Consider the following 19,559-nt stretch of genomic DNA (forward strand, 5'->3'; position numbering starts at 1 on the left):
ACCGAGAGTGTCAAAGGCAACCGAACAAAACGACAAGCTTAAACGAGCGATAATTATTTCAGCAGTGCTGCACGTCATTCTGTTTGCAGCACTCATCTGGAGTTCGTTCGATGAGCACATGGATGCTGCGGCCGGTGGCGGCGGTGGTTCGGCTATCGACGCCGTGATGGTCGATCCTGGTGCGGTGGTTGAGAATTACCAGAAGCAGCAGAAGTCCAGCGCTAAACAGCAGGCCGATAACGCCGCGAAAAAAGCGCAGCAGCAAAAAGAAAAAGAAGCCAAAGAAGCTGCCGAAAAAGCAGCGGCTGAAGCGAAAGAAAAAGCAGACGCTCAGGCGAAAGAGGCAGCAAAAGAAGCAGCCGAAGCGGCGAAGAAAGCTGAAGCTGACGCGCAGAAACAGGCTGAAGAAGCCGCGAAAGCGGCAGCAGATGCTGCGAAGAAAGCGCAAGCCGATGCGGCCAAAGCGGCGGCTGACGCGCAGAAACAAGCCGAAGCAGAAGCTGCGAAAAAAGCGGCTGCTGATGCGAAGAAAGCAGCAGAAGCGGAAGCGGCCAAAGCGGCTGCTGCCGCGAAAAAAGTAGCCGAAGCAGAAGCGGCGAAAAAGGCCGAAGCCGAGGCTGCCAAAAAAGCGCAAGCAGAGGCTGAGAAGAAAGCCGCTGCCGCTGAAAAAGCCGCAGCGGAAAAAGCTGCCGCCGCCGAGAAAGCGGCAGCAGACAAGAAAGCTGCGGCTGAGAAAGCGGCTGCTGATAAGAAAGCAGCAGCAGAAAAAGCGGCTGCCGATAAAGCCGCTGCAGCGAAGAAAGCAGCAGCGGATAAAGCAGCTGCCGACAAAGCGGCTGCAGCTAAGAAAGCAGCAGCAGATAAAGCCGCTGCCGCTTCCGGCGTTGACGACCTGTTGGGCGATCTCAGCTCAGGTAAGAATGCGCCGAAAGGTAACACCAGTGGTACCGCTGGAGGCTCATCTCCTGCTAAAGGTAATAAGCCGGGGCAGGGTGGTGCGTCTCAGGCAGAAATCGCGTCCTATATCGCACAGGTTCAGGCCGCGATCCGTGGGCATCTCTATGACTGGGATACCTACAAAGGTAAAACCTGTACGCTACGTGTAAACCTGGCGCAGGATGGAACTGTATTGACCGTTAAACAGGAAGGCGGCGATCCGGCGTTTTGTCAGCAGATGCTGGCAGCAACCAGTCGGATGACCAAATTCCCCAAACCGCCTTCACAAGCGGTATGGGAAACGTTCAAAAATGCACCACTGGACTTCAAACCTTAAGTTATATTTTCCCCATGTAAATGGGGAAAATAAAGGCAGCGCAGTCGCAGGGTTTTGGTAGTTTTGTGTATTTGAGTTTGTTAACATTCTGCTAAATTATCGTGGGCTTTTCGTCCAGATAAGGGAGATATGATGAAGCAGGCATTACGAGTAGCATTTGGTTTCTTAATGCTGTGGGCAGCAGTGCTGCACGCAGAAGTACGTATCGAGATCACCCAAGGGGTGGACTCGGCGCGTCCTATTGGCGTGGTTCCGTTCCAGTGGGCAGGCCCTGGCGCCGCGCCTGAAGATGTCGGCGGTATCGTCGGCGCTGACCTGCGTAACAGCGGTAAATTTAACCCGTTAGACCGAGCCAAACTGCCACAGCAGCCTGGCACCGCGCAGGACGTTCAACCTGCGGCATGGTCTGCGCTGGGTATTGACGCGGTTGTCGTCGGCCAGGTCTCACCTAACGCTGATGGCAGCTATACTGTTGCCTATCAGTTAGTTGATACCGGCGGTGCGCCGGGTACCGTTCTGGCGCAGAACTCCTACAAAGTGAACAAGCAATGGCTGCGTTATGCGGGCCATACTGCCAGTGACGAAGTGTTTGAGAAGCTGACCGGTATTAAAGGTGCGTTCCGTACTCGTATCGCTTATGTCGTGCAGACTAACGGCGGTCAGTTCCCGTATGAACTGCGCGTATCTGACTACGATGGCTACAACCAGTTCGTGGTTCACCGTTCTTCGCAGCCGCTGATGTCACCGGCGTGGTCTCCGGACGGTTCTAAACTGGCTTACGTTACCTTCGAAAGCGGCCGTTCAGCGCTGGTTATTCAGACGCTGTCTAACGGTGCGGTACGTCAGGTTGCGTCGTTCCCGCGTCACAACGGTGCGCCAGCGTTCTCACCGGATGGCAGCAAACTGGCGTTTGCCCTGTCTAAAACCGGTAGCCTGAACCTGTACGTGATGGATATCGGCTCTGGCCAGATCCGTCAGGTAACCGACGGTCGCAGTAATAACACCGAACCAACCTGGTTCCCGGACAGCCAGAATCTGGCCTTTACCTCTGACCAGGCCGGTCGTCCGCAGGTGTATAAAGTGAATGTTAACGGCGGTGCGCCGCAGCGTATTACCTGGGAAGGTTCTCAGAACCAGGACGCGGATGTGAGCAGCGACGGTAAGTTTATGGTAATGGTCAGCTCCAATAGTGGTCAGCAGCACATTGCCAAACAAGATCTGGTAGCGGGTGGCGTACAAGTATTGTCGTCAACGTTCCTGGACGAAACGCCAAGTCTGGCACCTAACGGCACTATGGTAATCTACAGCTCTTCTCAGGGGATGGGATCCGTGCTGAATCTGGTTTCTACAGATGGGCGTTTCAAAGCGCGTCTTCCGGCAACTGATGGACAGGTAAAATTCCCTGCCTGGTCGCCGTATCTGTAATAATAAATAATTGAATTATTAAAGGAATCAAAGAAATGCAACTGAACAAAGTGCTGAAAGGACTGATGCTGGCTCTGCCGGTAATGGCGATCGCGGCGTGTTCTTCTAACAAGAATGCAAGCAACGATGGCAGCGAAGGCGGCATGCTGAACGGCGCTGGCACAGGTATGGACGCAAACGGCAGCGGCAATATGTCCTCCGAAGAGCAGGCTCGTCTGCAGATGCAACAGCTGCAGCAGAACAACATCGTATACTTCGATCTGGACAAATACGATATCCGTTCTGACTTCGCTGCAATGCTGGATGCACACGCTAACTTCCTGCGTAGCAACCCGTCTTACAAAGTCACCGTAGAAGGTCATGCGGACGAACGTGGTACGCCTGAGTACAACATCTCCCTGGGCGAACGTCGTGCTAACGCTGTTAAAATGTACCTGCAGGGTAAAGGCGTTTCTGCTGACCAGATCTCCATCGTTTCTTACGGTAAAGAAAAACCTGCAGTACTGGGTCATGACGAAGCGGCTTACTCCAAAAACCGTCGTGCCGTACTGGTTTACTAAGAGAATTGCATGAGCAGTAACTTCAGACATCACATGTTGAGTCTGTCGTTACTGGTTGGCATAGCGGCCCCCTGGGCCGCTAATGCTCAGGCGCCAATCAGTAGTGTCGGCTCAGGCTCGGTCGAAGACCGCGTCACTTCCCTTGAGCGTATTTCTAATGCTCACAGTCAACTTTTGACTCAACTCCAGCAACAACTCTCTGACAACCAATCTGATATCGACTCCCTGCGTGGTCAAATCCAGGAAAGTCAGTACCAGATGAACCAGATTGTTGAGCGCCAGAAGCAGATCCTGCTGCAGATTGACAGTCTGACGAGCGGCGGCGCTGGCACACAGACGCAGCAGGCGTCCGGTGACCAGAGCGGTAGTTCTACGGCGACGGCGGCACCAGCTGCCAGCGCTGCGGCCTCGGGTGTGCCAGTACAAACGGGTGACGCGAATACGGACTACAACGCAGCGATTGCACTGGTGAAGGATTCCTCTCGCCAGGACGACGCAATGGCGGCGTTTCAGAACTTCGTCAAAAAATATCCTGATTCAACGTATCAGCCGAATGCCAATTACTGGCTCGGTCAGTTGAATTACAACAAGGGTAAAAAAGACGACGCGGCGTACTATTTCGCCTCCGTGGTGAAAAACTACCCGAAATCACCGAAAGCGGCTGACGCGATGTTTAAGGTCGGGGTGATCATGCAGGACAAAGGGGATACTGCGAAAGCGAAAGCAGTGTACCAGCAGGTGGTTGCGAAGTACCCAGGCACCGATGGGGCCAAACAGGCTCAGAAACGCCTTAGTGGGATGTAATGCCTGAAGCATGACCAGGAATCGCGTTATTTCTGGTCATGCCGCATGAAACATAAGCACTTAAGTGATCTTCGTCGAAATATTTGTTGCGCTCAATTCTGAAATCAGTAATATATGCCGCCGTTGCAACGGGATATTAAACATCTCGAAAACAACGTAAAAGTGGGTCGTTAGCTCAGTTGGTAGAGCAGTTGACTTTTAATCAATTGGTCGCAGGTTCGAATCCTGCACGACCCACCAATCGTTCTGGTGGAAGCGGTAGTAAAACGTGAAGGATAACGTTGCGTCAGCAACGGCCCGTAGGGCGAGGCGAAGCCGAGTCATCCTGCACGACCCACCACTTAAAGCAGTATCCAGCGTAGTATCGGGTGATTAGCTCAGCTGGGAGAGCACCTCCCTTACAAGGAGGGGGTCGGCGGTTCGATCCCGTCATCACCCACCACCGGGTCGTTAGCTCAGTTGGTAGAGCAGTTGACTTTTAATCAATTGGTCGCAGGTTCGAATCCTGCACGACCCACCACTTTAACATCGAATGATGATGTTAACCGTGAAGGATAACGTTGCGTAGCAACGGCCCGTAGGGCGAGGCGAAGCCGACATCCTGCACGACCCACCATCATTTCAGGTGGGGTTGGTGGAAGTAGTTTGTAGTATCCAGCGCAGTATCGGGTGATTAGCTCAGCTGGGAGAGCACCTCCCTTACAAGGAGGGGGTCGGCGGTTCGATCCCGTCATCACCCACCACTCGGGTCGTTAGCTCAGTTGGTAGAGCAGTTGACTTTTAATCAATTGGTCGCAGGTTCGAATCCTGCACGACCCACCAATTTTAAATTGGTAACCGAGTAAAAATCTTTCAGGCAACACCCGAATGGGTCGTTAGCTCAGTTGGTAGAGCAGTTGACTTTTAATCAATTGGTCGCAGGTTCGAATCCTGCACGACCCACCATCCTGAATGATTAAAGAGTAAAATCCCGCAAGGGGTCGTTAGCTCAGTTGGTAGAGCAGTTGACTTTTAATCAATTGGTCGCAGGTTCGAATCCTGCACGACCCACCAATGTAAAAAAGCGCCCTAAAGGCGCTTTTTTGCTATCTGCGGTTTATACGATTCGAACCTGCAGCAGGTTCGGTGTTGAGCGAAGCGAAACAACGGAGCCGCCTGCGGCGACGGCCCGAAGGGCGAGCGAAGCGAGTCATCCTGCACGACCCACCAATGTAAAAAAGCGCCCTAAAGGCGCTTTTTTGCTATCTGCGGTTTGGAAAATGCCTGATGGCGCTTCGCTTATCAGGCCTACACCTCGCTGCCCGCGCCGGCCTTGTAGGTCGGGTAAGCGCAGCGCACCCGACACCGCAAGCAATAAAATCCTCACGACTTTTCCCCTTATTTCAGCTATCTTGTTTAGCATGTAAAACACCGGTGCCCGATTGATGCGTTTTATACGCCTGTTATCGGCAATTTCGTTAAGTCAGTAAAACGAGACAGCATGATGAGCGTGATGTTTGACCCAGAAGCCGCAATTTACCCCTTCCCGCCGAAGCCGGTGGCCCTCAGCGTGGATGAAAAGCAGTTCTACCGCGAAAAAATCAAACGCCTGCTGAAAGAACGCAACGCGGTGATGGTGGCGCATTACTACACCGACCCGGAAATTCAACAACTGGCGGAAGAGACGGGGGGATGCATCTCTGACTCTCTGGAGATGGCGCGTTTTGGCGCAAAGCATCCCGCAACTACGTTACTGGTCGCAGGGGTGCGTTTTATGGGCGAAACGGCGAAAATCCTCAGCCCTGAGAAAACCATTCTCATGCCCACACTGCACGCGGAGTGTTCGCTCGATCTTGGCTGCCCCATCGAAGAATTTAACGCCTTCTGTGATGCGCACCCGGATCGCACTGTCGTGGTCTATGCCAATACTTCTGCCGCGGTGAAAGCGCGTGCGGACTGGGTGGTAACCTCCAGCATCGCAGTCGAACTCATTGAGCATCTCGATAGTTTAGGGGAAAAAATCATCTGGGCGCCGGATCGCCACCTTGGCAGTTATGTGCAGAAACAGACCGGTGCAGACGTACTGTGCTGGAAGGGCGCGTGTATCGTCCATGATGAATTCAAAACCCAGGCGCTGGCGCGCATGAAAGCGTTGTATCCCCAGGCGGCCATTCTGGTACACCCGGAGTCACCCCAGGCAATTGTCGACATGGCTGATGCCGTAGGTTCAACCAGCCAGCTCATCAACGCCGCGAAAACGCTGCCGCACCCACAGCTGATAGTCGCTACCGACCGTGGGATTTTTTACAAGATGCAGCAGGCCGTACCGGAAAAAGAACTGCTGGAGGCCCCGACGGCGGGGGAAGGTGCCACGTGCCGCACTTGCGCACACTGCCCGTGGATGGCGATGAATGGTCTGAAAGCCATTGCTGAAGGGCTGGAGCAGGGCGGGGCCGCACATGAAATCCATGTGGATGAGACGCTTCGTCAGGGCGCACTGGTGCCGCTTAACCGCATGCTTGATTTTGCAGCTACACTTCGGGGATAGCGTGATAACCCTCTGGAGATAAAATGGATTTCTTTAGTACGCAAAACATTCTGGTGCACATCCCTATTGGCGCGGGCGGTTATGATCTCTCATGGATTGAAGCCGTCGGCACCGTAGCGGGGCTACTGTGTATCTGGCTGGCAAGCCTGGAAAGAATCGTGAACTACTTTTTCGGGCTGGTGAACGTCACTCTGTTCGCGATTATTTTCTTCCAGATTCAGCTCTATGCCAGCCTGCTGCTGCAACTCTTCTTCTTTGCGGCAAATATTTATGGCTGGTATGCCTGGTCGCGGCAAACGACTCAGCATGAAGCGGAACTGCAAATTCGCTGGCTACCAAAGCCGAAAGCCATCGGTTGGCTGGCAGCCTGTGTGGTGGCGATTGGCCTGATGACGGTTTATATCGACCCGGTGTTTGCTTTCCTGACGCGCGTGGCGGTGAACGTGATGCAGTTCTTTGGCCTGAACGTCACCCAGCCCACGCTGCAGCCTGACGCCTTCCCGTTCTGGGATTCCTGCATGATGGTGTTGTCGATTGTGGCGATGGTGCTGATGACACGCAAATACGTGGAGAACTGGCTGCTGTGGGTGATCATCAACGTGATCAGCGTGGTGATTTTTGCCTTGCAGGGCGTGTACGCCATGTCGCTGGAATACCTGATTTTGACCTTTATCGCGCTTAACGGTAGTCGACTGTGGATGAACAGCGCGCGTGAGCGAGGCTCTCGCGCGTTTTCTCATTAATGATGGTGATGATGCCCGTGTCCGGCTGTCGTCTCGTTGAGATGGCATTCCGGGCCGCTACAGGGCTGATACTCCATCTGGATGGTCGCGTGCTCAATCTGGTAGTGATGTTCAAGAAAGTGCTGGATGCGATCCAGAAGCGCATCATGATCGTGTGGCGGTACCACCTGAACATGCAGTGTCATAAGCGGCTTTTCTCCTACCAGCCAGACATGAACATGGTGCACGTCGCGAACTTCGGGAATGGCCCGGCGCAGATCGCGTTTCAGCGCCTGAACGTCCATCGTCCGCGGCGCGCCTTCCAGCAGTTCATTAACGCTCTCTTTCAGCAGCGACCACGCGCTACGCAGCACCAGGCACGAGACCAGCACGGACAGAATCGGATCGATAGGCGTCCATCCCGTCATCATAATCACCACCGCGGCCGCAATCGCGCCCACCGATCCCAGCAGATCGCCCATCACGTGTAGTGCCGCTGCGCGAACATTGAGGTTTTTCTCTTCGCTACCACGATGCAGGATCCAGAACGAAAGAATATTGGCAATCAAGCCCGCGACGGCAATGATCATCATGGTCGCCCCGGCGATGGGCTGCGGATGATAGAAGCGTTGAATCGCTTCCCAGACGATCAGGATGGTAATGACCACCAGTGCGATAGCGTTCACGAAGGCTGCGAGGGTTGTCAGGCGCAGCCAGCCAAACGTATGGCGGGCATTGGGCGGACGGCGTGCAAAGTGGACGGCCAGCAGCGCAAACAGCAGCGCGGCGGAGTCGGTCAGCATATGCCCGGCATCAGCCAGTAGCGCCAGCGAACCAGAAATGACCCCACCAATAGTTTCCACCACCATAAAACCAGCGGTGATAACAAATGCCAGCAGCAATCGGCGGGCGTTTTTGTCTTCGGGCAGGTGAGGGGAAGTGTGCGAGTGTGAGTGCGCCATAATGTCATCCGTTTTTATGCTTTTGTTAACTGTATGACATCATACCTTTTTTGCGCCAACAAAATAAAAAAGGAGAGCATAAGCTCTCCTGTTAGCGACGCGTATCAGTACGTTACTGAGTGGTACCGTCCGTTTTGGTTTCAGCATCGTTATTGACGCCATTACCGGTTTCAACTTTCTTGTTGATATCCGGGCATCGACCGTCTTTGCACATGGAATTTTTGTGCACTTCATCTTTGGTCATACCGTCATGGCCGCTGGCCGACCCATTCTGGTGGAGCATAGTGCCGCCAGAGCCGGTGTTAATCTGGCTATTATCAACACCATTTGGTGCAACGTTTTCTTTTGCATCAGGGGCGACCTGCCCGGCGTCAGCGGCGGCATTCGCCTGACCATTATTACTTTGCGCGCCCGCATCGGCAGCCAGAGCCGCGCCACTGGCGAGACTCAGGGTAGCGGTAAGAAGAAGTGTGGCCAGTTTAGTCGTTTTCATAAGGTGCTCCTGTTATGTATTCAGTACCGGATAGCATCTTCCGACGTACTTATGCCAGCGAGGGTGGCAGGCATGGTTAAAGATGTCGTCACAGGCGGATTAAGCCAGTAGAGAATCTCGAAAAAATAATAAAACAGAGTCTTTACAGTTAAAAATTGTAGGTTAGATCTCGTTATTCGCTACTTTCTGGCGTTTTTTAGGGTAATTCCAGGATTATTCTGCGCAAAGTGTAAAACCCCGTTTACACTTTCTGGTGAAAGTTATAGATTGAGGGGATTGCATTCAATCATATAAGTATGGCAACACTGGAACGAACATGAATTATCAGAACGACGATTTACGTATTAAAGAGATCAACGAGTTATTGCCTCCGGTCGCACTCCTTGAGAAATTCCCCGCCACAGAAAACGCTGCTAATACGGTTTCCCGTGCGCGCAAAGCGATTCATAAAATCCTGAAAGGCAACGACGATCGTCTTCTGGTGGTGATTGGCCCGTGTTCTATCCACGATCCGTCCGCAGCGAAAGAGTACGCGTCACGCCTGCTGGCGCTGCGTGAAGAGCTGAATGATTCGCTCGAAATCGTTATGCGTGTCTATTTTGAAAAACCGCGCACCACGGTGGGCTGGAAGGGGCTGATTAACGATCCGCATATGGATCACAGTTATCAAATCAACGACGGCCTGCGCATCGCGCGTAAGTTGCTGCTTGATATCAACGATACGGGTCTGCCGGCAGCGGGTGAGTTTCTTGATATGATTACCCCACAGTACCTGGCCGATTTAATGAGCTGGGGCGCAATTGGCGCGCGTACCACAGAATCTCAGGTGCACCGTGAACTGGCCTCTGGCCTTTCCTGCCCGGTCGGTTTCAAAAACGGTACCGATGGCACCATGAAAGTGGCCATTGACGCCATCAATGCCGCGGGGGCGCCGCACTGCTTCCTCTCTGTCACCAAATGGGGGCATTCCGCTATCGTTAACACCAGCGGTAACGGCGACTGTCACATCATCCTGCGCGGCGGCAAAGAGCCGAACTACAGTGCCGCTCACGTGGCGAGCGTTAAAGAATCGCTGAAAAAAGCCGATCTCCCTGCGCAAGTGATGATCGACTTCAGCCATGCCAACTCCAGCAAGCAGTTCAAAAAACAGATGGAAGTGGGCGCGGACGTCTGCCAGCAGATCGCAGGCGGCGAGAAAACCATTATTGGCGTGATGATTGAAAGCCATTTAGTGGAAGGCAATCAGAACCCGGACAACGGCGAGCCACTGGTTTACGGTAAAAGTATTACCGATGCCTGCATTGGCTGGGAAGATACTGAAACCATTTTGCGTCAGCTAGCAGAAGCGGTAAAAGCGCGTCGCGGTTAACGGATAAAATCTCCTCGAAACCGGCCTTGAGCCGGTTTTTTTATGCTCGAAATATTATAACCATGAATGGTTAGTGAGCTAATTGTGCTATTTCAGCGTGATCTTGATCATAAATATTTGTTTCCCTCGATCGTAATATAGAGTTTTATATAACGACTAGTGATACATGAAAACTCAAATAACACTCGCTGCGCTTCTGCCAGCATTAGCGTCTTTGGCACCGCTTCACGCGCATGCCGCGTCCAGTTCCACTCCTGAAGATGAAATGGTTGTCACCGGTAACACTGCGGCTGATACAACTGATTCTGCTGCCGGAGCGGGGTTCAAAACGAATGATATTGATGTTGGCCCGCTGGGTACAAAATCCTGGGTTGATACACCGTATTCTTCCACCACCGTCACCAAAGAGATGATTGAAAATCAGCAGGCGCAGAGCGTCAGTGAGATGCTGAAATATTCTCCGAGTACGCAGATGCAGGCGCGTGGCGGGATGGATGTCGGCCGCCCGCAAAGCCGCGGTATGCAGGGGAGCGTGGTTGCCAACAGCCGTCTTGACGGATTGAACGTGGTATCGACAACGGCGTTTCCGGTTGAAATGCTGGAACGTATGGATGTGCTCAATAGTTTGACCGGTGCGCTGTACGGCCCGGCAAGCCCTGCAGGGCAGTTTAACTTTGTGGCGAAACGTCCAACCGAAGAGACGCTGCGTAAGGTCACGCTCGGTTACCAAAGCCGCAGCGCATTTACGGGTCATGCCGATCTGGGCGGTCATTTTGATGATGAAAAACGCTTTGGTTACCGCGTCAACCTGCTGGATCAGGAAGGCGAGGGCAATGTTGATGACAGCACGCTGCGCCGCAAGCTGGTTTCCGTGGCACTCGACTGGAATATTCAGCCGGGTACACAGTTACAACTGGATGCCAGCCACTATGAGTTTATTCAGAAAGGCTATGCTGGCAGCTTTAGCTACGGCCCGAACGTCAAGCTGCCTTCCGCGCCAAATCCAAAAGATAAAAATCTGGCACTGAGTACGGCAGGTAACGACCTGACGACCGATACCATCAGCACACGTTTGATTCACTACTTTAACGATGACTGGTCAATGAATGCAGGTGTGGGCTGGCAGCAAGCCGACCGCGCAATGCGCAGCGTCTCCAGTAAAATCCTCAACAGCCAGGGCGATATCTCACGCTCAATGAAGGATTCTACCGCCGCCGGGCGTTTCCGTGTGCTGAGCAACACCGCCGGGCTGAACGGCCATATCGATACCGGATCTATCGGTCACGACCTTTCTCTTTCTACTACCGGTTATGTCTGGTCGCTGTACAGTGCGAAAGGCACGGGTTCCAGCTACAGCTGGGCGACCACCAATATGTATAACCCGGACGGTATGGAAGAACAGGGCGATGGCAAAATCAGAACCGGTGGCCCGCGTTATCGTTCCAGCGTGAACACCCAGCAGAGCATCACGCTCGGTGACACCGTGACCTTTACGCCACAATGGTCAGCGATGTTCTACCTGAGCCAGAGCTGGTTACAGACCAAAAACTACGATAATCACGGTAATGAAACCAGCCAGGTCGATGAAGACGGTTTAAGCCCGAACGTGGCGCTGATGTACAAAATCACACCCAACACCATGGCTTACGTTAGCTATGCCGATTCGCTGGAGCAGGGCGGGACTGCACCCACAGACGATAGCGTGAAAAATGCAGGTCAGACGCTCGACCCGTATCGCAGTAAACAGTATGAAGTGGGCCTGAAATCTGACGTTGCCGGGATGAATCTGGGCGCGGCGTTGTTCCGCCTGGAACGTCCGTTTGCCTATCTCGACACGGATAACGTCTATAAAGAACAGGGCAATCAGGTTAACAACGGCCTGGAACTGACCGCGTCCGGGAACGTATGGCAGGGGCTGAACATCTATAGTGGCGTCACCTTCCTCGATCCGAAACTGAAAGATACCGCCAGTTCTGCCACCCAGGACAAACAAGTTGTCGGCGTGCCGAAAGTACAGGCTAACCTGCTGGCAGAATACAGCTTGCCGTCAATCCCGCAGTGGGTTTACAGCGCCAATGTTCACTACACGGGAAAACGTGCGGCGAACGATACCAACACGTCTTATGCCAGCAGCTACACCACCTGGGATCTGGGCACGCGTTACGCCACCAAAGTGAGTAACGTGCCGACAACCTTCCGTGTGGTGGTAAACAACGTGTTTGATAAACATTATTGGGCGTCTATCTTCCCGTCAGGCACCGATGGCGATAACGGCTCTCCGAGCGCGTTTATCGGCAGCGGCCGTGAAGTTCGTGCTTCCGTGACCTTTGATTTCTAACGGACAGGTAATGAAATTTTCTCGTTTACTCCCCGCGCTGGCGCTGTTTCTGGCGGCCACCCTGCAGGCAGAAAATACGCACAAGGAGGTGCGTATTGCGTCGCCGTGGCCTGCGCAAAACACCATTATCGCCATGCTGGGTTATGGCGATAACATTGTTGGCACATCGATAATTGCCAAAAAAATCCCCCTGTTTCGCCAGAGCCTGCCCGGCATTGAAAAGGTACCGATAGTGAGCGTCAACAGCGGTCACGAAATTAACCCGGAACAAATTATTTCGCTGGGCGTAGATACGCTGTTTGTGCCGCATAACATGGTGGTGCCGCAACAGGATTTGCTGGAACAGGCGGGCGTGCAGGTGCTGGCGTTCGAGGCTAATTCCATGCAGGCACTGACCCATCGCGTGCAGCAAACGGCAGCCGTGCTGGGGCCGGATGCACAACAAAAAGCGCAGGCCTATCAACGCTACTTTGACCGCAATGTGGCGCTGGTTGCCGGGCGTCTGAAAGATCTTCCTGCGGCTAAACGCGTATCGCTCTACCACAGTATGGGAAATCCGCTAACCACCACGGGCAGGCCATCGCTGAATCAGGACTGGATAGATCTGGCAGGCGGCAAAAATATTGCTGAAAACTGGTTCGGTGGCACGAAGCAGAATCGCTCTGGTGAAGTGGCGATGGAAAACATCGTCACCGCCAATCCAGCGGTGATTGTGGCCATGAATAAACGCGACGCCGAGTCTATCCTCACGTCGCCTCAGTGGGCGGGCATAGACGCCGTGATCCATCACCGCGTTTACGTGAACCCAAAAGGGATGTTCTGGTGGTGTCGGGAAACCAGCGAAGAGGCGTTACAGTTCCTGTGGCTGGCGAAAACACTCTATCCGGAACGCTTTAGTGATGTGGATATGCATAAAGAAACGCATGATTTTTATCAGCAATTCTTTGGCCTGACGCTGAGTGATGCGCAGGTGGATGATGTGCTCAATCCGTCACGCTAATGTGCGGTAAGGAAAATGATGTCTGTGATGGAAAATACCCTGCCGGTGGAGACCCGCTACCGGCAGGTGCTCCGTCAGCGTCTGGCGATTCTGGTGGCTATTTTTATCGCTATTATTGCCTCGCTGCTGCTCGATTTTACGCTCGGCCCGTCCGGGCTCTCTGTTCATTCCCTGTTGCAAACGCTGATTCACCCTGCTGACGCACCAACCGGTATACGCGTTATCGTCTGGGATATTCGTTTGCCGTATGCGCTGATGGCCCTGTTGGTGGGAATGGGGTTGGGGCTGGCGGGCGCAGAGATGCAAACTATCCTCAACAATCCGCTGGCAAGTCCGTTCACGCTGGGCGTATCGTCCGCGGCTGCCTTTGGTGCCGCGCTGGCGATTGTGCTGGGCATCGGCATTCCCGGGGTGGCGGAGAGTTGGTTTATCCCTGCCAATGCATTTCTCTTTGCATTGCTTTCGGCGCTGTTACTTGACGGCCTGACCCGCTGGACACGCGTGCCGAGCTCCGGGGTGGTTCTGTTTGGTATCGCACTGGTTTTCACCTTCAATGCGCTGGTTTCCATCATTCAGTTTGTTGCCGATGAAGATACGTTACAGGGGCTAGTGTTCTGGACAATGGGCAGCCTGGCCCGCGCCTCCTGGGAAAAACTGGCGGTACTGGGTGCGGCGATGGCGATTATCTTGCCGTGGTCGATGTGTCGCGCCTGGCAACTCACGGCGTTACGACTGGGTGAAGAGAGAGCGATGAGTTTTGGGATAGACGTTCGCCGGTTGCGGCTGGGCTCGTTGCTGCGCATCAGTCTGCTGGCGGCACTCGCGGTGGCGTTTGTCGGGCCGATTGGCTTTATCGGGTTGGTTGCGCCGCATATTGCGCGTCTGTTACTGGGAGAAGATCACCGTTTTTATTTACCGGGCAGTGTGCTGGTGGGGGGGCTGGTGCTGTCGCTGGCATCAATAGCGTCGAAGAATATTATTCCAGGTGTGATCCTGCCCGTCGGTATCGTGACTTCGTTGGTAGGTGTGCCTTTCTTTTTAAGTATCGTGATGCGCCACAGAGGAAATATGTCATGAGTGGGCTAACGATAAACGGGCTGAATGCAGGCTACGCAAAACGACAAATTATTGAGAATCTGAATGTTGAAACCCTAAGGCGTGGGGAGGTGACGATTTTACTGGGCCCGAACGGTTGTGGAAAATCGACGCTTCTGCGTGCATTGGCCGGACTTAACCGCGCCAGCGGTGAGGCACGGTTAGATGGCGTGAATTTGCTGACACTACCCTTTGCCCGCCGGGCGGATAACGTGGTGTTTATGCCGCAATCTTTACCTCAGGGCGTGCATTTACAGGTGCTGGAGTCAGTGATTGTCGCCCAACGTGCATCGGGGGGTGAACCAGAGCGAACGCAGGCTATCGGCCTACTGGAAGCGTTAGGAATTTCGCATCTGGCGCTGCACTATCTCGACCAACTCTCCGGAGGGCAAAAGCAGTTGGTCGGACTTGCCCAGTCGCTGATTCGTCGCCCCTCGCTTTTATTGCTCGATGAGCCGCTCAGTGCCCTCGATCTCAACTATCAGCTTCACGTGATGGATGTGATTCAACGCCAGACGCAGACGCGTAAGATGGTCACACTGGTTGTCGTTCATGATATTAACATTGCCTTACACCATGCGGCGCAAGTGCTGATGCTTAAACAGGGGAAATTGATTGCCAGCGGTGCACCCGAAAAGGTCATTACCCCAGCAAGTCTGGCCGAAGTATACGGCGTACGCGGGCGAATTGAGCATTGTTCGCAGGGAAAAGCGCAGGTGATTCTGGATGGGGTGATAGAAAAGTAATCAGGCAGCCGTAGCTGCCCGATTGTGGCGAATTACTTCGCTTTACCCTGGTTTGCCACGGCCGCCGCTTTCGCCGCGATTTCGTCAGCATTGCCCAGATAGTAGTGTTTGATCGGCTTGAAGTTTTCGTCGAACTCATATACCAGCGGTACGCCGGTTGGGATGTTCAGGTCGATGATCTCTTCTTCACCCATGTTATCCAGGTATTTCACCAGCGCACGCAGGGAGTTACCGTGAGCGGCGATGATCACGCGCTCACCGCTTTTAATGCGTGGCAGAATGGTTTCGTTCCAGTATGGCACAACGCGATCGATGGTCAGCGCCAGGCTTTCGGTAACCGGCAGCTCTTTATCGGTCAGTTTGGCATAACGCGGGTCGTGGCCCGGATAACGCTCGTCATCTTTGGTCAGCTCTGGCGGAGTGATGGCAAAGCCACGACGCCACTGTTTCACCTGATCGTCACCATATTTTGCTGCGGTTTCCGCTTTGTTCAGACCCTGAAGCGCGCCGTAATGACGTTCGTTCAGTTTCCAGGATTTCTCTACCGGCAGCCACGCTTGATCCAGCTCGTCCAGTACGTTCCACAGCGTATGAATGGCACGTTTCAGCACAGAGGTATAAGCAAAATCGAAGGTGTAGCCTTCAGCTTTCAGCAGTTTACCGGCCGCTTTCGCTTCGCCAACGCCTTTCTCTGACAGGTCAACGTCATACCAACCGGTAAAACGGTTTTCGTTGTTCCACTGACTTTCACCGTGACGAACCAGTACCAGCTTAGTTACAGCCATACTCTCACTCCTCAAGCTTTATTTGAATGATAACAATTCTCATTATATTGCCGCGATCGGCTCGACGGCAACGCTTATGCATAACCATAGCGAAAATAGCGGCTGAGTGTAAGGTGGTTGTGAATGCAGGGTTGTGAATTTGTCTGTATCTGCTGTTAAATTCAGCAATATGCGAAAAAAAATCATGGCCGACTGTCAGAACAACACTCGGCCAGGACGTTATCCGGCAATAAATTGATATTCCGTCAAACTCACATACTCTTCACCAGGGCGCAGCACGCAATCGGGTTGCGGCCATTCCGGGTGATTCGGGCTATCGGGCAGGAACTCGCTTTCCAGCGCCAGACCTTGCCAGGCGGTATAAGGTTCACTGCCGCGTGATGGGGTGCCGTCGAGGAAGTTGCCAGAGTAAAATTGCAGCGCAGGCGCTGAGGTATAGACCTTCATCTGCAATTTCTCATCCTGCGACCACAGGCGGGCGACAACCTGAGAAGCATCCCCCTTCGCCTGTAACAGGAAGGCGTGATCGTAACCTTTTACTTTCTGCTGATCCCCATCGGCCAGAAAATCGGTGGATATTGCCTTTGGCTGGCGGAAATCGAAGCTGGTGCCCGTCACATCCTTCAGGCCGTCGTGGGGAATACCCATTTCATCCACCGGCAGGTAAGCATCCGCCAGTAGCTGTAGCTTGTGGCTGCGAACATCGCTCTGTTCGCCATTCAGGTTGAAGTAGACGTGGTTGGTCATGTTCACCGGGCAGGCTTTATCGACCGTTGCACGATACTCGATAGCGATACGGTTATCTTCTGTCAGGCGATAAAGCGCTGAGGCGTTAAGTGTGCCGGGGAAACCCTGGTCGCCATCGTCGGACGTCAGCGTGAACAGCACCTCGTTATCATTCTGGTTACTGATCGCCCAGCGACGTTTATCAAACCCTTCGGTGCCGCCGTGCAGCTGGTTTTCGCCCTGGCTTGGGGTCAACGCATAGGTTTTGCCCTCCAGCGTAAAGCGGCTTTTAGCGATACGGTTGGCGTAACGGCCAATGGATGCGCCGAAGTAGGCGGCCTGCTGGCTATACTGTTCCGGAGAGGCGCAGCCAAGCAGCGCCTCGCGGATTGAACCATCCGCCAGCGGAATACGGGCCGAGAGCAGCGTCGCGCCCCAGTCCATGAGTGTCACCACAACACCCTGCGCATTGCGCAGAGTGACGAGGCGGTAGGGAAGGCCGTCGGGGGCCAGGGTTGGTGTTTCGCTTAGCACTGTCCAGCTCCTTGTGAAGGTTTGCAGACGTAGAACGTCTCTTTGATACCGGTTTTGGCTTCATACTGATCGGCCACCGCCTGCTGTACGGCATCCACCATCTCTTCTGGCACCAGCGCCACGATGCAGCCGCCGAAACCGCCGCCAGTCATACGTACGCCGCCCTGATCGCCAATTGTGTTTTTTACAATCTCAACCAGAGTATCAATTTGCGGTACGGTGATTTCAAAGTCGTCACGCATAGAGGCGTGAGATTCTGCCATCAGTTTACCCATACGCTTCAGGTCGCCTTTTTCCAGCGCCTCGGCGGCTTCGACTGTGCGGGCATTTTCCGTCAGCACGTGACGCACGCGTTTTGCAACGATCGGATCAAGCTGGCTGGCGACCGCGTTGAACTGATCCAGCGTCACGTCACGCAGGGCGGGCTGCTGGAAGAAACGTGCACCCGTTTCACACTGTTCGCGGCGCGTATTGTACTCGCTACCGACCAGCGTGCGTTTGAAGTTACTGTTGATGATAACCACTGCTACGCCCTTAGGCATAGACACCGCTTTGGTGCCTAATGTGCGGCAATCGATCAGCAACGCATGATCTTTTTTACCCAGGGCAGAAATCAGCTGGTCCATGATGCCGCAGTTACAACCCACGAACTGGTTCTCGGCTTCCTGACCATTTAGCGCAATCTGCGCGCCATCCAGCGGCAGATGATACAGCTGCTGGAACACGGTGCCGACCGCCACTTCCAGCGAGGCGGAAGAGCTGAGGCCCGCACCCTGCGGCACGTTGCCGCTAATCACTAAATCCGCACCACCGAAGCCCGCGTTGCGTTTTTGCAGATGTTTCACCACGCCGCGCACATAGTTAGACCACTGTTGGCTGTCATGCGTGACGATAGGCGCATCGAGAGAAAACTCGTCGGTCTGGTCATCGTAATCGGCAGCAATCACGCGAACGGTGCGATCCTGACGTGGTGCGCAGCTGATCACCGTCTGGTAATCAATAGCGCAAGGCAGCACAAAACCGTCGTTATAGTCAGTGTGTTCGCCAATCAGGTTAACGCGGCCTGGAGCCTGGATGACGTGAGTAGCAGGGTAGCCAAATTTTTCAGCAAACAGGGATTGTGTTCTTTCTTTCAGACTCATTGTTATTCTCCGGACTCGCGAAAATGGATATCACTGACCGCGCGCAGGCGCTCGGCGGCTTGTTCTGCCGTCAGGTCGCGCTGAGTTTCTGCCAGCATTTCATAGCCAACCATAAATTTACGCACGGTGGCGGAGCGCAGCAGCGGTGGGTAGAAGTGCGCGTGCAGCTGCCAGTGCGGATTTTCTTCGCCATTAAACGGCGCACCGTGCCAGCCCATGGAGTAGGGGAAGGAGCACTGGAACAGGTTGTCGTAACGACTGGTGAGTTTTTTCAGCGCCAGCGCCAGATCGTCACGCTGGGCAGCCGTTAAGTCGGTGATGCGCAGAATATGTGTCTTCGGCAGCAGCAGCGTTTCAAACGGCCAGGCCGCCCAGTAAGGCACTACAGCCAGCCAGTGTTCGGTTTCCACCACGGTACGGCTGCCGTCTGCCAGTTCACGCTGAACGTAATCGACCAACATCGGAGAACCCTGCTCGGCAAAATAGGTACGTTGCAGGCGATCTTCGCGTTCGATTTCGTTTGGCAGGAAACTATTGGCCCAGACCTGACCGTGCGGATGTGGGTTTGAGCAGCCCATCGCCGCGCCTTTGTTTTCAAAGACTTGTACCCATGGGTACATCTGCCCCAGCTCGGCGGTTTGTTCCTGCCAGGTTTTCACCACCTCTTGCAATGCGGGTAGCGTTAATTCCGGCAGCGTTTTGCTGTGATCTGGCGAGAAGCAGATTACGCGGCTGGTGCCGCGCGCGCTCATGCAGCGCATCAGCGGATCGTCGCTTTCCGGCGCATCCGGCGTGTCGGTCATCAGCGCGGCGAAATCATTAGTAAAGACGTAAGTGCTGGTGTAGTCGGGGTTTTTGTCACCCGTCACCCGGGTGTTGCCCGGGCATAAAAAACAGTCCGGATCGTGCGCGGGCAGCGTCTGTTTTGACGGTGTCTCTTGCGCCCCTTGCCAGGGGCGTTTTGCGCGATGCGGTGAAACTAAAATCCACTGCCCCGTTAAAGGGTTATAACGGCGGTGGGGATGATCGACGGGGTTAAATTGCGTCATCACAAATCC

The 19,559-nt window shown here is 54.0% G+C and carries 17 protein-coding genes, 7 tRNA genes and 1 other RNA gene; 19 read left to right on the forward strand and 6 right to left on the reverse strand.

Annotated elements, in window-relative coordinates:
- Positions 1-7: 7 nt before the first annotated feature.
- The 14 genes from tolA to pnuC all read left to right on the forward strand — a co-directional run bounded on the left by tolA (position 8) and on the right by pnuC (position 7,332).
- Positions 8-1,273 (forward strand): cell envelope integrity protein TolA, encoded by a 1,266-nt coding sequence (gene tolA / locus DBY68_RS06395; RefSeq protein ID WP_108473869.1) that lies wholly within the window; start codon positions 8-10, stop codon positions 1,271-1,273.
- A 132-nt stretch (positions 1,274-1,405) separates the two neighbouring features.
- Positions 1,406-2,698, forward strand: coding sequence for a Tol-Pal system beta propeller repeat protein TolB (gene tolB, locus DBY68_RS06400; RefSeq protein ID WP_108473868.1), 1,293 nt, complete (start codon positions 1,406-1,408; stop codon positions 2,696-2,698).
- Positions 2,699-2,733: 35 nt separating this feature from the next.
- The gene (gene pal / locus DBY68_RS06405; RefSeq protein ID WP_015965297.1) at positions 2,734-3,258 is read left to right on the forward strand and encodes a peptidoglycan-associated lipoprotein Pal; all 525 of its coding nucleotides are present in this window, start codon (positions 2,734-2,736) and stop codon (positions 3,256-3,258) included.
- A 9-nt stretch (positions 3,259-3,267) separates the two neighbouring features.
- On the forward strand, positions 3,268-4,062 hold the full coding sequence (gene cpoB, locus DBY68_RS06410) for a cell division protein CpoB (protein WP_108473867.1): 795 nt from the start codon (positions 3,268-3,270) through the stop codon (positions 4,060-4,062).
- A gap of 164 nt (positions 4,063-4,226) precedes the next feature.
- Positions 4,227-4,302, forward strand: a tRNA-Lys gene (locus DBY68_RS06415).
- Between the two features lie 126 nt (positions 4,303-4,428).
- Positions 4,429-4,504: transfer RNA gene (locus tag DBY68_RS06420), tRNA-Val, on the forward strand.
- Positions 4,505-4,506: 2 nt separating this feature from the next.
- Positions 4,507-4,582 (forward strand) — tRNA-Lys (locus tag DBY68_RS06425).
- A 147-nt stretch (positions 4,583-4,729) separates the two neighbouring features.
- Positions 4,730-4,805: transfer RNA gene (locus DBY68_RS06430), tRNA-Val, on the forward strand.
- A gap of 3 nt (positions 4,806-4,808) precedes the next feature.
- Positions 4,809-4,884, forward strand: a tRNA-Lys gene (locus DBY68_RS06435).
- A gap of 47 nt (positions 4,885-4,931) precedes the next feature.
- A tRNA-Lys gene (locus DBY68_RS06440) sits at positions 4,932-5,007 on the forward strand.
- A 32-nt stretch (positions 5,008-5,039) separates the two neighbouring features.
- Positions 5,040-5,115, forward strand: a tRNA-Lys gene (locus DBY68_RS06445).
- 24 nt (positions 5,116-5,139) lie between these two features.
- Positions 5,140-5,271, forward strand: a non-coding RNA gene (locus DBY68_RS06450) — RtT sRNA.
- Between the two features lie 274 nt (positions 5,272-5,545).
- The gene (gene nadA / locus DBY68_RS06455) at positions 5,546-6,589 is read left to right on the forward strand and encodes a quinolinate synthase NadA (protein ID WP_108474098.1); all 1,044 of its coding nucleotides are present in this window, start codon (positions 5,546-5,548) and stop codon (positions 6,587-6,589) included.
- 23 nt (positions 6,590-6,612) lie between these two features.
- On the forward strand, positions 6,613-7,332 hold the full coding sequence (pnuC, locus tag DBY68_RS06460; protein WP_108473866.1) for a nicotinamide riboside transporter PnuC: 720 nt from the start codon (positions 6,613-6,615) through the stop codon (positions 7,330-7,332).
- Here the strand turns inward: pnuC and zitB are convergent.
- Both zitB and DBY68_RS06470 read right to left on the reverse strand, forming a co-directional pair.
- Positions 7,329-8,273 (reverse strand): CDF family zinc transporter ZitB, encoded by a 945-nt coding sequence (gene zitB / locus DBY68_RS06465; RefSeq protein WP_108473865.1) that lies wholly within the window; start codon positions 8,271-8,273, stop codon positions 7,329-7,331. The two genes, pnuC and zitB, sit on opposite strands and share 4 nt — an antisense overlap.
- A 112-nt stretch (positions 8,274-8,385) precedes the next feature.
- The gene (locus tag DBY68_RS06470) at positions 8,386-8,766 is read right to left on the reverse strand and encodes a YbgS-like family protein (RefSeq protein ID WP_108473864.1); all 381 of its coding nucleotides are present in this window, start codon (positions 8,764-8,766) and stop codon (positions 8,386-8,388) included.
- Positions 8,767-9,082: 316 nt separating this feature from the next.
- Here DBY68_RS06470 and aroG point away from each other — a divergent pair, with 316 nt between their 5' ends.
- The 5 genes from aroG to DBY68_RS06495 all read left to right on the forward strand — a co-directional run bounded on the left by aroG (position 9,083) and on the right by DBY68_RS06495 (position 15,314).
- The gene (gene aroG, locus DBY68_RS06475) at positions 9,083-10,135 is read left to right on the forward strand and encodes a 3-deoxy-7-phosphoheptulonate synthase AroG (RefSeq protein WP_108473863.1); all 1,053 of its coding nucleotides are present in this window, start codon (positions 9,083-9,085) and stop codon (positions 10,133-10,135) included.
- A 166-nt stretch (positions 10,136-10,301) separates the two neighbouring features.
- Positions 10,302-12,473, forward strand: coding sequence for a TonB-dependent siderophore receptor (locus tag DBY68_RS06480; RefSeq protein ID WP_108473862.1), 2,172 nt, complete (start codon positions 10,302-10,304; stop codon positions 12,471-12,473).
- A gap of 10 nt (positions 12,474-12,483) precedes the next feature.
- A complete protein-coding gene (locus DBY68_RS06485; protein WP_108473861.1) occupies positions 12,484-13,473 on the forward strand; it encodes an ABC transporter substrate-binding protein in 990 nt (329 codons plus the stop codon).
- A gap of 18 nt (positions 13,474-13,491) precedes the next feature.
- Positions 13,492-14,550 (forward strand): iron ABC transporter permease, encoded by a 1,059-nt coding sequence (locus tag DBY68_RS06490; protein ID WP_108473860.1) that lies wholly within the window; start codon positions 13,492-13,494, stop codon positions 14,548-14,550.
- Complete coding sequence (locus DBY68_RS06495) at positions 14,547-15,314, forward strand: ABC transporter ATP-binding protein (RefSeq protein WP_108473859.1); 768 nt, start codon at positions 14,547-14,549, stop codon at positions 15,312-15,314. The genes DBY68_RS06490 and DBY68_RS06495 overlap by 4 nt, the downstream gene beginning before the upstream one ends.
- Positions 15,315-15,346: 32 nt before the next feature.
- Here the strand turns inward: DBY68_RS06495 and gpmA are convergent, their stop codons facing one another.
- From gpmA to galT, 4 genes are all read right to left on the reverse strand, one after another.
- Complete coding sequence (gene gpmA / locus DBY68_RS06500; protein ID WP_015965286.1) at positions 15,347-16,099, reverse strand: 2,3-diphosphoglycerate-dependent phosphoglycerate mutase; 753 nt, start codon at positions 16,097-16,099, stop codon at positions 15,347-15,349.
- Positions 16,100-16,318: 219 nt separating this feature from the next.
- The gene (gene galM, locus DBY68_RS06505; protein WP_108473858.1) at positions 16,319-17,359 is read right to left on the reverse strand and encodes a galactose-1-epimerase; all 1,041 of its coding nucleotides are present in this window, start codon (positions 17,357-17,359) and stop codon (positions 16,319-16,321) included.
- Entirely contained in the window at positions 17,353-18,501 is a 1,149-nt protein-coding gene (gene galK, locus DBY68_RS06510) for a galactokinase (RefSeq protein ID WP_108473857.1), read from the reverse strand. The genes galM and galK overlap by 7 nt, the downstream gene beginning before the upstream one ends.
- A gap of 2 nt (positions 18,502-18,503) precedes the next feature.
- On the reverse strand, positions 18,504-19,550 hold the full coding sequence (gene galT / locus DBY68_RS06515) for a galactose-1-phosphate uridylyltransferase (RefSeq protein WP_108473856.1): 1,047 nt from the start codon (positions 19,548-19,550) through the stop codon (positions 18,504-18,506).
- Between the last annotated feature and the right edge of the window lie 9 nt (positions 19,551-19,559).

Source organism: Pseudocitrobacter sp. RIT415, assembly GCF_003057695.2.
In the GTDB taxonomy this organism is placed as follows: domain Bacteria; phylum Pseudomonadota; class Gammaproteobacteria; order Enterobacterales; family Enterobacteriaceae; genus Pseudocitrobacter; species Pseudocitrobacter faecalis.